The organism is Flavobacterium sp. DG2-3 (assembly GCF_030730925.1).
In the GTDB taxonomy this organism is placed as follows: Bacteria; Bacteroidota; Bacteroidia; order Flavobacteriales; family Flavobacteriaceae; genus Flavobacterium.
This window is the reverse complement of record NZ_JAVAMB010000002.1, coordinates 435,354-448,658: the sequence shown is the minus strand read 5'-3', so window position 1 is coordinate 448,658 and position 13,305 is coordinate 435,354. Positions and strand designations below refer to the sequence as shown.

13 protein-coding genes are annotated in these 13,305 nt (G+C 34.0%); 8 read left to right on the top strand and 5 right to left on the bottom strand.

The window, feature by feature from the left end; genetic code table 11:
• Positions 1 to 3 precede the first annotated feature (3 nt).
• A complete protein-coding gene (locus tag Q9Q97_RS05950) occupies positions 4 to 822 on the top strand; it encodes a hypothetical protein (protein WP_306155546.1) in 819 nt (272 codons plus the stop codon).
• A gap of 164 nt (positions 823 to 986) precedes the next feature.
• On the opposite strand, the gene Q9Q97_RS05945 is transcribed toward Q9Q97_RS05950, so the two are convergent.
• Together Q9Q97_RS05945 and Q9Q97_RS05940 are read right to left on the bottom strand one after the other, a co-directional pair.
• Positions 987 to 1,154, bottom strand: a complete 168-nt coding sequence (locus Q9Q97_RS05945; protein ID WP_306155544.1) for a hypothetical protein — start codon at positions 1,152 to 1,154, stop codon at positions 987 to 989.
• A gap of 368 nt (positions 1,155 to 1,522) precedes the next feature.
• The gene (locus Q9Q97_RS05940; protein WP_306155542.1) at positions 1,523 to 2,827 is read right to left on the bottom strand and encodes a hypothetical protein; all 1,305 of its coding nucleotides are present in this window, start codon (positions 2,825 to 2,827) and stop codon (positions 1,523 to 1,525) included.
• A gap of 486 nt (positions 2,828 to 3,313) precedes the next feature.
• Between Q9Q97_RS05940 and ppk1 the strand changes: the two genes are divergently transcribed.
• Positions 3,314 to 5,332: a polyphosphate kinase 1 gene (ppk1, locus tag Q9Q97_RS05935; RefSeq protein WP_306155540.1), complete on the top strand. Its 2,019-nt coding sequence runs from the start codon at positions 3,314 to 3,316 to the stop codon at positions 5,330 to 5,332.
• Between the two features lie 64 nt (positions 5,333 to 5,396).
• Here the strand turns inward: ppk1 and Q9Q97_RS05930 are convergent, their stop codons facing one another.
• A complete protein-coding gene (locus tag Q9Q97_RS05930) occupies positions 5,397 to 6,161 on the bottom strand; it encodes a LuxR C-terminal-related transcriptional regulator (protein ID WP_306155539.1) in 765 nt (254 codons plus the stop codon).
• Between the two features lie 190 nt (positions 6,162 to 6,351).
• On the opposite strand from Q9Q97_RS05930, the gene Q9Q97_RS05925 reads away from it, so the two are divergent.
• A complete protein-coding gene (locus Q9Q97_RS05925) occupies positions 6,352 to 6,882 on the top strand; it encodes an NAD(P)-binding domain-containing protein (protein WP_306155537.1) in 531 nt (176 codons plus the stop codon).
• A gap of 89 nt (positions 6,883 to 6,971) precedes the next feature.
• Positions 6,972 to 7,562 (top strand): MEDS domain-containing protein, encoded by a 591-nt coding sequence (locus Q9Q97_RS05920; RefSeq protein WP_306155535.1) that lies wholly within the window; start codon positions 6,972 to 6,974, stop codon positions 7,560 to 7,562.
• Positions 7,563 to 7,598: 36 nt separating this feature from the next.
• Here the strand turns inward: Q9Q97_RS05920 and Q9Q97_RS05915 are convergent, their stop codons facing one another.
• Positions 7,599 to 8,132 carry an NAD(P)-binding domain-containing protein gene (locus Q9Q97_RS05915; RefSeq protein WP_306155533.1) on the bottom strand — a complete coding sequence of 178 codons (534 nt, stop codon included), beginning with the start codon at positions 8,130 to 8,132 and terminating at the stop codon, positions 7,599 to 7,601.
• Positions 8,133 to 8,491: 359 nt separating this feature from the next.
• On the opposite strand from Q9Q97_RS05915, the gene Q9Q97_RS05910 reads away from it, so the two are divergent.
• The 3 genes from Q9Q97_RS05910 to Q9Q97_RS05900 all read left to right on the top strand — a co-directional run bounded on the left by Q9Q97_RS05910 (position 8,492) and on the right by Q9Q97_RS05900 (position 10,281).
• Complete coding sequence (locus Q9Q97_RS05910) at positions 8,492 to 8,992, top strand: cupin domain-containing protein (RefSeq protein WP_306155532.1); 501 nt, start codon at positions 8,492 to 8,494, stop codon at positions 8,990 to 8,992.
• Positions 8,993 to 9,036: 44 nt separating this feature from the next.
• A complete protein-coding gene (locus tag Q9Q97_RS05905) occupies positions 9,037 to 9,921 on the top strand; it encodes a dihydrodipicolinate synthase family protein (RefSeq protein WP_306155531.1) in 885 nt (294 codons plus the stop codon).
• A 126-nt stretch (positions 9,922 to 10,047) separates the two neighbouring features.
• Positions 10,048 to 10,281, top strand: coding sequence for a thioredoxin family protein (locus tag Q9Q97_RS05900; RefSeq protein ID WP_306155530.1), 234 nt, complete (start codon positions 10,048 to 10,050; stop codon positions 10,279 to 10,281).
• 165 nt (positions 10,282 to 10,446) lie between these two features.
• Here the strand turns inward: Q9Q97_RS05900 and Q9Q97_RS05895 are convergent, their stop codons facing one another.
• Complete coding sequence (locus tag Q9Q97_RS05895) at positions 10,447 to 11,199, bottom strand: SDR family oxidoreductase (RefSeq protein ID WP_306155529.1); 753 nt, start codon at positions 11,197 to 11,199, stop codon at positions 10,447 to 10,449.
• Positions 11,200 to 11,558: 359 nt separating this feature from the next.
• Here Q9Q97_RS05895 and Q9Q97_RS05890 point away from each other — a divergent pair, with 359 nt between their 5' ends.
• Positions 11,559 to 13,034 carry a DUF1254 domain-containing protein gene (locus Q9Q97_RS05890; protein WP_306155528.1) on the top strand — a complete coding sequence of 492 codons (1,476 nt, stop codon included), beginning with the start codon at positions 11,559 to 11,561 and terminating at the stop codon, positions 13,032 to 13,034.
• The last annotated feature ends 271 nt before the right edge of the window (positions 13,035 to 13,305 follow it).

The following is a 13,305-nucleotide window of genomic DNA, read 5'->3' as shown; positions in this document are numbered from 1 at the left end:
ATTATGACAGCAAATCATCAGAATATTGGAACACAACTAATAGGAGAGTCTTTTCCTTATCTTTTTGAAAATGCAGATAAAATTGTTTTTAATGAAGGTACTACAGAAATTCCGCTTTTTAAGTCATTTCAGTCTTATGAGAAGGAAAACTTCATTGAACTTTTGAAAACGCTTTCTACCTTGTCAAGCCTTAGTTTGGCGCGAGAGTTAAAAACAAATAAGAAAAATTACTTTCTTGCCGAAAAAGCACGAATTAGAAAAGTTTCTTTTACTCCGCCTTCTGGTTTATTAAGGGCCAAAATTAGATCGTATTTAGAGAATAATCAGAAAGGAAAATCTTTAATTGAAGTAGTAGATGATAAAACTACAGTATATCACATGGAAATTGATTATTTCATTATAGACGAACCTTCATTTCAGAAAATATTTGAACTGAATTATTCTGCTGAAAAAGCCAATGGCTATACAGATACGGAGCCAAATGTATCAATTGAACCTGTAAGCAAAGATGAGTTTAATATAACGGTTGATAAGTTTACCCGCAATCATTGTGCTGGCCATTTTGACCATTATGAAATTGTTGCCGCCACACATATCGGAAGAAGCATTCTTAAAGTTATTTTTGAAATGACTCCTGATCTAAATATGGAAATAGATAATATGGAAATAGCTTTAAGTAAAGCAATGCCGATTGATACCGTTTTTAAAGTAAACGTAAAAATACTGCATCTTTCAAAGACTTTAAAAAAGTACATCTGTGCAGTTACTGATGATAAAACGCTTTACGGATATTACTTTTGTACTTTTAAAATTATTCCTTAAAACTTTAAAAAGCAAAAAATCCGATTACTGGTGTAATCGGATTTTTATAAATACTAAGCTTAACAAAAAGCAAGTATTTCAGTATTTTTTATTCTGCAGCTTTGTTTTGAGCAATTTGCTCTTTTGTATGATGTTTGCAGTCCACCATTAATATCAGATTACTTTTAGACCCACTTATAATACGACCAAATTGAAGTATATTCGTCGGCATCCATTTCAGACGACATCTCAATTTCATCAGTAAATCCGTTTCTGCTATTGCTCAATTCATTACTAGAACCACTAATTAAAGTGCTCTCTTCTGCATTTGTGTAAAATTCATCTTCATTCATAATTTGTGATTTTTAATTATTATTAGAGTATGTTTTCTGCAGCTTAAATTATAATAAGTTCTAATTTTTTAATTTCCATTAAAATTAAGAATTAAAAAGACTTAAAACTTTATGTAAGATATTTTTAACAAATAAAATATTGAATATCAGTATTTTACATCATTTTTTTATTTTTTTACGAATTTAAGATGCTAATAAATCGTATAATTGTAAAAAGTTAACATCTGAATAAATAATTAAATAGGATTCTTGTCTTGATAATCAGTTGTTTATAGTGTGTATGGTGGAAAATTTCGCAAGTAACCAAAAAAACAAAAAAGCCCTAATTAAAAATTAGGACTTTCATTTGAATATAGTTAAAAGAAAGCTTACAAAGCACTAATCTTTACAGAACTAGCTTTATCATTAAAATTTCCTAAACAGCTATTGTTTCCAGTTATTACAACAGATTCGCCACCGAAATTATCGTTCTGATACATTGTAATTTTGTATCCATTTTCCAGGCGAACAGAAGATAAATCATCATTTACGATTCCGTACGATTTCAGCTGATTCAATGTGTAATTGCCAGCAGCCAAAGCAATAGCGTAACCAGTGTAATTGCAGTTTTGATAAACAGTTACGATGCCTCCAGCAGAAGCATTGTATTTATTGTCAACATAAGTGCGTGAAAAATTGCCTACAGCATCAAAATAATTATCGGCTAATTTTGCAGGATCTGTAGCAAATTCGCCTCCTTGTACAATCGCATCATTTCCATCATCCCATGCCCATGGAGCATTTGCACCGCCAGTTTTAAAATCATTTCCTTTAAATCCTCCAGCTGGACTAGAAAACAATTCTGTATTAAATCTTTGATCCCACAAACCTCCACTTTCAAAAATATCGACAAGTTTATATTCTACATGATTATCATAATTATCGGCAGGTATTTCAGCCACTCCGTTTGCAGAAGGGTAGTAGATAATTCCATCTCCATCGATATCATGTTGCGGCCAAGCTTTAAGACTATGCCCTTTAGCGTCTTGCGCAGTAACAGGATGCAATTCTCCATTAAAATCTCTCATTTGCAAAGTACCATCAATACTTTCTAAACCGCTTACAAACGAACTGCTCGTTGGAACGTACGAAAAGAAATCAGAATGGCTTACAGTAACAGCGCCTTTTAAGGCACCGTACGATGAGCCATCTTTTTCAATAATCATTAAAACTCCTTCTAAATCATTTTCATGCTGGTCTAATGAGTATAAAAACGGATTGTCTGTCCAGTCTCTTGGAGAAAAAAAGGCATAAGTAATAAACCAATGCGTTTTTGATTCTACTATCGAATAGTAGCAATGAGCAGCCAAAGAATTAGCGTAAGCAGGAAGATTGTTCCAATTGTTTTCTGCATTCCAGTCATTATCATAATTAATAGCAGTAATGTAATCTGATTTTCCACCTTCGGAATAAGTTCCTGTGGCATCTACATCTCTATAATGAATAGGAGCCCATCTTCTTGCCAAATCAGATACTGCAGACGCAACGAATTTTTTTGTGGAGTTTTGCTGCTCTTTTGCCACAACGGCCGTTTCTTGTTCTTCCATTGTCGTATCCTGACAGGAGAAAGTAATTCCAGTTAGCAAAATGATTAAGACGCTGCTTAATACTTTTTTTAGATTCTGTTTTTTCATAATTCTAGTTTTAATTGTTTATAACATATTTAAATTCATTGATTTTGATAAATTATAGAGAGCAATGGTCAACTGAGAAAAATAATCTCCCTTTAAAAAACTTGTTTCCTGTACATTTTGCTTAGAGATATTCTGATATTATTTTTGAATTATAATTTTTACTAGTAGTAAGTACCAGAAAAGAGAAATCGTACTATCTGTCAGTATTATAATATGGTTAACAAAAAGTTAACAGGATTAGGATTGCTTTTTGTTGGGAAGTAAAAAAGAAAATGATGCATTTCGGAGAACATCGTACCTTGATACGTGCAAATGTTATAAAATAGAGAAGTGGTCTAATATGAATTAGGTTTTGTTACCCATAAATTAAATTATAGTTAACTACTTGTCTGTAGTGTTTTTTAAAATAATAATTTCTCAAATTTACAGAGAGGCTTATTACAGCCAAAACCAATTTATTTTCTACATAAAAGTATTTTAGTAAACGTGCAAAACTATCTTATACCTTCAGAAATTTCATGGCTTTCTTTCAATAATTGTATTTTGGAAGAAGCCGATGACCAGAATAATTCATTATACGAAAGAATCAAGTTTTTAGCCATTCATTCTTCTAATTTGGACGAATTTTTCAGGGTTAAAATCAGAAAACTGCTGATCAAAAATTCTAAGAAAAATAAAGACTTGCTAGATAAAATTCTAACAGAAGTAAACGTACAGCAAAATAGATTTGGAGCCATCTGGAAGAATTCAATATTGCCAGAATTGGCCGCAAATAATATTGTATATTATGAAAATCAAGAACTTTCAGAAGAACATCTTCAAGAGATCGAATATTATTTTAAAAGCATAATCTTATCCTATATTCAGGTGGTTTATATTTCTTTGAACCAGCCTAAAACCTATTTCCTAAATAACCGAAGCTTATATTTTTTGGTTAAACTAAAGGATGCTTCAGGAAATTATAATTATGCTTATTTAAATATTCCTTCGGACAAATTGGATCGATACAAACAATTGCAAAGTCTGGGAGATACCCATTATATTATTTCAATTGATACTATAATAAAGAATTGTATGTCTCTGATTTTTCCTTCTGGAAAAGTAGTTTCGTGCAATGCGATTAAGCTGAACCGAGATGAAAATTATTTGATAGAAGATGAAAATTCAGGAGATTTAATAGCCAAAATTGAAGCCAAAATCGAAGAACGAAAACGAGGTTCTTCAACAAGATTTCTGTATGATTCCAACATGGATGCAGAAACCATTTCTGTATGTAAAAAAGCTTTCCGTCTTAAAAAAGAAGAAATGATAAAAGGCGGAACCCATCATAATATGTATGATTTGTTCAAGTTCCCAAATCCTGTTAAACCAAATCTTCAGGGAACAAATTATCCAGGACTCAAACATTTGCCTTTTGAAAGCAAGAAATCAATTTTTGAAGTGATAGACAAGCAAAATCAGCTGCTTCATTTTCCGTATCAATCGTATTATTATGTGCTTCAGTTTTTTAATCAAGCAGCCATTAATAAAAACGTTCTTGAGATCAAAATTACTTTATATAGAATTTCATCGCAGTCCTTAATTGCAAATGCTTTAATAAGTGCGGCAAAGAATGGCAAAAAAGTAACCGTTTTTGTGGAGGTAAAAGCACGATTTGATGAGTATAATAATTTATTCTGGTCGCGAGAAATGAAAAATGCCGGCATAAAAATTATTCAAAGCATGCCCAATTTAAAGGTTCATGCTAAAGTGGCCATGGTGACAATGAAAGATAAATACGGAAATAAAAAGCACTATAATTATTTGTCAACAGGGAACTTTAATGAAAGCACTGCCAATGTTTACTCTGATTTTGGCTTTTTTACCTCAGAAAAAAAATATACAGATGATCTAAAAAAGGTATTTGCGTTTTTAAAAACCAAGAAGAAAACAGGAGAACCCAAACATATTCTGGCAGCGGGCTTTAATATGAAAGAAAGGTTGCTAGAACTAATAAACACTGAAATAGAAAACAAGAAAAAGGGAAAAGAGGCCGCTGTATTTTTAAAAGTAAATGGAGTGGATGAAAGAGAAATTATTGATAAACTTATTGAAGCTGGAAAGGCAGGTGTGAAAGTAACATTGATCGTGCGCGGAATTTGCACCCTGTTGCCAGGAATTGAAAATATCTCTGAAAACATAAAAATATACAGAATTGTAGATATGTTTTTGGAACATTCTAGAATTTACAGATTTGCGAATAATGGTAAAGAAAAAATTTACTTGTCGTCTGCTGATATGTTGAGCCGAAATCTAAACAGGAGAATTGAAGTGGCTTTTCCGTTGTATGACGAAAAACAGATTGAAGAAATTAATGCCATCATTCAATTGCAGTTGGAAGATAATACAAAAAGAAGAACCATAAATAAGGAAGGAAACAATGAATTGGAAGTTTTGAGCACTGTCAAACCAAGGCGTGCACAAACCGAAATTTATAATTGGCTAGCACAAAATAATATGGAATAATAGATAAGCTAACTAAAAAAATCCAAGGGAGAATCTCAAAAGATAAATTAATTTAAAGTAAATTTTACAGCCAGCCTTCCCTTAGTGCCTTACAAATAACTTCAGAAGTGTTTTTTGTTTTTGTTTTTCTTAAAATATTTCGTCTGTGTGTGTTGATGGTTTCAACGCTTAAGAATAGTTTTTCTGATAGCGTTTTACTGTTATGCCCTTCAATCAGATTTTTTAATATTTCTTTTTCTCTCTTGGTTAATATGGGCTTTGTAGGTTTAAAAGCAGATTGCAATTCTACATCAATAAACGATGGCTCACCGTCTAACCCAATAAAGGAAAGAACCGATTTGGTGCTGGTCTTTAAATGGGTAATATCAGTATGAACAGATAAAACTCTTAATGCGCCTCCTTCTGGAGAAGACTGAATATTATAAACTTGCTGCAAAATGCGTCTATAGCTTCCATCAGTGTGTTTAAGCCTGTAATCGTATCTCATTTTGTATTTTGATGATTTCTCAGGCTGAATTTGAGAAAAGAATTTCATAGCAGTATTCTGCACATTTAAGAAAAAAGAAACATCATCGGGATGAATATTCACAAAAGAATATTCAGTTGTAAATTCCTCTGGCAAACATCCTAAAACCTTCGTTATATCTTCTTGAACATATTCAATGGTGGAGGTTACCAAATTAAAGATGAGGTAATAATAGTCGGCAATCGAAAAAATATCAACTATTTTTTTAATGTAGTCTATGCTGTAATTTGGTTCGGCAGAAACATTAGACCTTGCCACAGTTCCCCATATTCGCTCTAACTCAGGTAATGGATCACGATTCATTGCTGTTTTTTTGATAAAATTAGATAAATAATTTTACTAAATATACTCATTAATGGGTATTTTTTAACAATTGTTTAGTCTTTAAATTTGAAATTTAAGCTAAAATAGTTTGGTGAAATACTGCATACAAGGCATTAATACTATAACTATTACAAAGGCAAACTTATTGTTGAAAAATTTAAATTTATAAATGGTTAAAAAGCAGTGTATTGGCATTATCGGGTTAAATTCAGTTTCCTTGGACTTTGCAGAGAGGCTAGTTTTGTCTGGATTTGAAGTTTTGTTAAGCACGACAGGGTGCCCTATGATTTTTAGAGATTTTTCTAAATTTTTGCATCCTAAAATCAAATCTGTTTCACTTTCTGAGGCCGCTGGCTGCGAAATAATTATTCTTTTTATAAGTAAAGAAAAGATGCTAGAGGTGGCTAGTGAAATTCCTAAAACGAGTGGTAAAATAGTCTTTTACCACAATTATCTTGTCGATAATGGAAATGTAGTTCTTAAAAATAGTTCTAGTAATACATCATCAGAAGTATTGGCTGGTATAGTTCCTAGTGCTACAATCGTTGATATTTTTACTCCCTTTGAAATAAATACATCTAAAAATGAATCGAAGCGATCTGTTTTTTATGCTACTAATGATATAAAAGTGAGAGATAAGGTAGAACAGCTCTTAATTCAACTAAATTTTAATGCAATTTGGATGAATATGCCAAAATAAGAACGTAAAATAAAATATAACAGATAAAAAAATGTAAAATCCTATTCTTAAGTTTTTGTGATAAAATAGGTATTACGTATATTTGAGCTATGAACAGACAAACGACTTTTTCGGTATGTGGAGAAACAATGCCAGCTCCAATGCATATTTGCGGTTTTTTCGATTCCAAAGAACAGCAGTATGAAGTAATCATTCCTTATATTATGGAGGGATTGGAAGCGAATGAAAAAGTTATAAATATTTTGGAAGGCAGCCGCCATGGTGAGCACTGCCGCTGTCTGACTGATAATGGAATTTCTCTAACTGAAAAACTGTTAAGTGGCCAACTAGAAGTGCTTGCTTCAGAAAACACCTATACAAGCGATGGCGTTTTTGCTGCCGAAAAGATGTATAAAATGCTAGAGAGCAATTTATTGTCAGCTTCAAGAGCTGGTTATGAAAGTGTTAGAGCATGTGGAGATATGGTCTGGGCTCTCAAAAACCTACCAGGAACCGATGAACTATTAGAATATGAGGCTAGCCTAAATCAGCTTACTCCAAAACATTCCTGCTCATTAATCTGTATGTACGATACCAACAGTTTCAGTCCAGAAATGCTTGAAGATATACTGCGTACTCATCCTTATGTGATTAAGGACGGAAAGATTAGTAAAAATCTGAAATATGAAGAAGCTTTGTAATTGATACTAAGATTTTCGGGTTTTCCATCAAGTATTTCAAATTGATTTATATTCAACAAGTTCAGTACTAGAAAAACCAAGTTTGTCCAAAAAAAAGCGTACATTCTTTTTAACCTCTATATTCCCGCCGCTGAATAGTATTCGTGCATTTTTGCTCAATCTGCTTTCTATGGCAACGTTAAAATTAAAAGTAGAAAACAATTTAACGATATGGGCTTGTGGAAATAAACCGCTAATAATTTGAGCCGCCGTCTTTTTTGCCGGTTCTATAGCAGAACTTTCACTGCTGAATAGATAATTGTTAGTGTGGAGAATTATTTTATTGTCTATTTTGTTTAGTGGCTGCAATGTTTTTTGAAGGTTTTCCCATGGTAGAGATACGATAAGTATATCAGCATCTGCTGTTTGTTCTATTACTGATAGTTTTACATTACCATTGATACTGCTTATTACTTGTGAAAACAAGGCATGACCTCTCGGATCATTTACTGATACTTCAAATCCTGCCTCAGCTGCCCTTGTACATAGATCAAGAGTTGCGGTACTGATTCCAATAATTCCTACTTTCATATATTGCTATTTTAAAGTATATTTTTTTGATATCTAAACAGTCTCAATTCTCCTTTGCCGATGTGAAAGTATCGAAAATATTCAGTATGACTATAAGTACAATTACCTGTTTTTGAGATTCTTTCGAAAGTAAAAGATGTTTTTTTAAGTATGTGACTATTCCAGTTGTTCTTTATAAAGAATGTCTTTTTTCAGCTATTATCGTATTTCAAGAATCTGTTTTATCCCATTTCTTAAAATTATCTCTGATGTATAATTTAATCTGGACTAGTTCAATTAATTAAAACTGTGCCAGTATGAAGATCCAGTTGCGATATATTTTTGCCATGCAATAATGCACTAACATAAATATATAAAGCATGTCAAAATTAGATGAAAACACAGAAGCCGTTAGAACTATTCACGGCGAACAAAAGAACTTTAGTTCAAAAGATTTCCACCAGACTTTTGCAAGACCGCAATACCACAGACCTTCGCATCTTATTCATAAAAATGTAGAAACTGCTGGTTTACACGACCAATTTTCGACAGAACGCAAACATCCCGTATTTTTTGTAGATCTGCCAAGTAAGAACGTAAGTCTTACAATAGGCGGATTGCTTCCGGACCAAATGACGAACCGACACCGTCATACTTACGAAACCGTGCTTTATGTTATAGAAGGCGAAGGATATACAGAAGTAGAAGACGAGCGCGTAGAATGGAAAGCTGGCGATGCAGTATATATTCCTTCTTGGGCTTGGCACAGACATAAAAATTTGAGCAGTACAGAATCTGCCAAATATATTGCTTGTGAAAATGCACCGCAGCTTCAGAACCTAGGTGTGGCACTTCGTGAAGAAGAAGGAAGAGACCTTTAATCTATTATTACGGCTTGCAGAAGCCATTTACTTAAATCCATAAAATGAAAGAAGTTCCTTTTAAAGGCGTGATTGCCTATCCGATTACACCATTCGATAGTAATGAGAAAGTAGATATTACACTTTTTAAAAACCTTGTAGAACGTTTAGTTATAAGCGGTTCTCATGGCATTGCACCATTAGGAAGCACAGGCGTTCTTCCTTATTTGAGTGACGAAGAAAAAGAAAATATCACCGAAACTACTATTAAACAAGTTGCTGGCCGTGTGCCGACATTAGTTGGTGTTTCAAATCTTACTACAGAAAAAACAATTTATCATGCGCAATTTGCTGAAAAATCAGGCGCTGATGCTGTTATGATAATACCAATGAGCTACTGGAAACTTACCGATGATGAAATCGTGCAGCATTACGATGCAGTAGCTTCAAAAATTGGTATTCCGATTATGGCTTACAACAATCCAGCAACAGGCGGTGTCGATATGTCTCCAGCACTGCTTAAAAGATTATTAGAAATCCCTAATGTCACCATGATTAAAGAAAGCACTGGAGATGTACAGCGCATGCATTATCTAAGACGGGAGCTAGGGGAAGAGGTTGCATTTTATAATGGATCAAATCCGCTGGCTTTAGCTGCTTTTACTGCTGGTGCTGCAGGATGGTGCACTGCCGCTCCAAACTTGATTCCCGAATTAAATATTAGTTTGTATAACGCAATTCAAGAAAATGATCTTGAAAATGCGCGTGAGATCTTCTACAAGCAGTTGGACTTGCTAAAATTCATTGTAGCAAAAGGGCTTCCTCGGGCCGTTAAAGCAGGGCTGAACATTCTTGGGGAAGACGGAGGACATTTACGAAATCCATTAAAGCCATTGACCGAAACAGAAACAGCCGAGCTAGCCCGAATGCTGCTTACGGGCAAAAATTAATTCTAAATTATGGAATTTAAAATGATCCAGATTGGGATGATTTAACTCCATTCTGGATCAGCTGTCCGTTACGAGTCCTAACTAAATTTGTCCTGACAATAAAGTCAAAAATTAAAAAGAAAAAAAATGAAAAAATCTGTTTTTTACCACGCAGGATGTCCTGTATGTGTAAGCGCTGAGCAAGATATTATTGCTCTTATTGGAGAAGAAAATGTAGAGGTGGTTCATTTCGGAAACGATAAAAGCCGAATTGGAGAAGCTGAAAATGCTGGTGTTAAATCTGTTCCTGCTTTGGTTACGCCAAATGGAAATGTGCTGCATATTAACTTCGGTGCCTCAATGGAAGAAGTTAAAGCTTAATTATATGGTCCTTAGGGGCATGTCAAACTGAGATGGTCTGTAGGTGTTAAATAAATATAACTTGTAGAACCAAAGGCCGTCTGGAAGGAAACAGTAATAGAAATCGAATTAGGAAATAAAAAGAGCCAAACTTGCAATGTGGTTTGGCTCTTTTTTTATATACTATTATTTTCCTCCATTCATTACTTGTAAGGCTGTTTCTGGAGATGAAAGATATAACTTGTAAAAATCTGCCGTGGCTCCCACATGAATTTCATAAGTTTCGCTTTCTAGTGCTTTTTTCAGCTCCAAAGCAACTTCTTGCGGACTAATGCCGTTTTGAACACCTATATCTTTTGAAAATGATGTATTTACTAAAGGAGGCATCAGTTCAAAAACTTTAACTATAGGCTTTTTATCCTGCTTTTCAAGAGAAATGCGCAGCACCTGTGAATAAGAATGCAGAGCTGCTTTGCTGACTGCGTATCCAGGCACAGCAATTCCTGGTGAAAATGCAGCGATAGAAGAAACATTCACAAACGCCGCTTCTTGCTTTTGCTGCAATAACGGAAGAAGTTTCTCGGTCAGTCTAACGATCGAAAGGTAATTCGTCATGATTTCTTCGCTTGCTTTTTCGAAAGCACCAGCATTCTGATCTGTAAGCTGAAAAGAATAAGCAAGACCGGCATTATTGATCACAATATTTAAGCTGGAATGTTTTGCATTAAGTTCTGCAACTAAATTGGTAACATCTGCCGCATTATTAATATCAGCAACGATTGAGGTTACGTTTGGTAGTTCTTCGGCAGCTTTTTGGAGTTTGTCGGCTGTTCTTCCCGTAATTATTACTTTGTTGTCTTTAAAGAATAATCGGGCCATTTCTAGACCGATTCCAGATCCTCCACCTGTTATGAGAATTGTGTTGTTTGATGTTTTCATAATTCTAAAAATTTATTATTTCGTATTCTTTTGAATTACAATCTTTATACCTCTATAAAGAAACAATGAAAATCAAGGATTTTTCGGCTTTGGCGTAAGCGACATTTGTTTAATCTCGTAAATCGCTTACATTTTTTGTGATATTTAACGAAAGAGACAATCTGTTCTCAGAGTATTCAACTCAAAATCTAATATTCAAAAATTAATTCTTCTGACACTAAATTTGTTGCTTTTAACTTTAAAATCGCACAAATTCCTCAGATTTCATGTTGCAAGTTATAATATGAAACACAATTACCAGAATTCCACTACTTTAAATTTTCTTAATTGAGTTACTTTTAATTAAAAATAAAATCTCCATGAAAAATCTTATTTTAATTGCAGCACTTTTTTTATCAATTGTCTCGTGCGATAAAAAAACAGAACAGTCTTCAGATCCCGCGTCTGAGAAAAAAGATGGAAAAACTCAAGACATATTGGCTTTAGTAGCGTCAAAGAATGATCCTGTAGTAGAAATCCCTACAACTCCACAGGTTCAAGATTTTGGCGACTATTATAGTTCGCAGACTGCCGGAGTTCTCGCTTTCCAGTGGGGATATGCTGTAGTTCGTATGGAGGAAACCATGAGAGATTATGTGAATGTTCCGAATCCAAAGCCAGCAACAAGCTATAGAGCGCCTTTAAACCAAATAGGATGGGCGAGAGCGCTGCCAACAGCAAAAGATGCTGATATGCCAACAGCGAACAATGATACTTTTTATCTGAGTGCAGTTTTGGATCTTAAAGAACCGTTTATTCTAGAAACTCCAGATACTAATGACCGCTATTATGTGGTCGATGTTTTTGATATGTACCAGAATTTAATCAGTTATATCGGAAGACGGACTACCGGAACCAAAGCAGGAAAATTTGCTATAGTACCACCAGGCTGGAAAGGAACGCTTCCGTCTGGCATTAGCAAAGTTATACAAAGCACAACATCAAAAGTTTGGCTATGGGGAAGGCTGAGAGTTTTTGAAGATGATGATTTAAATAAGCTTCATGCGCTGCAGGATCAGTTTCACTTAAAATCATTGAGCGAGTTTAGCGGTAAAAATAAAAGCACACCTGCTGCACTACCTTCAATGCCAAGTTTAGAAAAAAATGATTCTTTGCGATTTTATAAAAAACTGGCTTTTGTCATGACTCAAAACCCGATTTTTGAGCAGGACAAAGCATTAGTAGGGCAGTTTGAAAAAATTGGTCTTACACCAGGAAAATTTGACCCCTCAAAATTAAACAAATCACAGCTCAAAGGACTTAAAGAAGCGGCTTTAATAGGGCCGATTACAACCATTGCTTCTGTCCAGTCAAGTGCCAAAATAGTAAACGGATGGATGTGGGTAACCAAATTGGATGATTTTGGTTATGATTATGCACTTCGTTCCATGATTGCAGGTCCGTATCTAGGAGGGCAGGGAGAAAAAGAAGCCATGTACCCAATACGATATACAGACAGCGACGGAAATGTGCTTGACGGTAAAAACAGCTACTCTATAAAATTTGAAAAAGATCCTCCTGTAAATGCTTTCTGGTCTCTTACGATGTACGATGCCAATAATAAATTGCTGGTGCAAAATGATTTAAATCGATATAAACTTGGAGGAGATTCAAAAGGCTTAAAAAGAAATAATGACGGCTCTTTTGAAATTATCATTCAGAATGTGAAGCCTAAAAACACAGATAACTGGCTTCCGGCTCCAAATGGCGCATTCTATGTGATATTGAGAATGTATCAGCCAAAAGAAGAAGCGCTGAACGGAACTTATAAACTGCCTCAGCTTACTAAAAAATAGGATCTAGATAGGACAAAAAATATCAAAAAAAGCTTTAAATGAAAGATTTAAAGCTTTTTTTGTATGATGAGTTGAATAAAAATTACTAAACTGTATTTTTTAGATTTTGAATAAAGATTAAAAAATCCCAGATAAATTAATAGTCTTTATATTTAAGAAAACGTATACGTAAAATATATTTTTAGAAGTATACTTTGGCTATAATTTTGAAAATTCATTGGGTTTGCTGGTTATTAAAACTTTTTGAGCCTAAAATAATTTAGCTATCTTT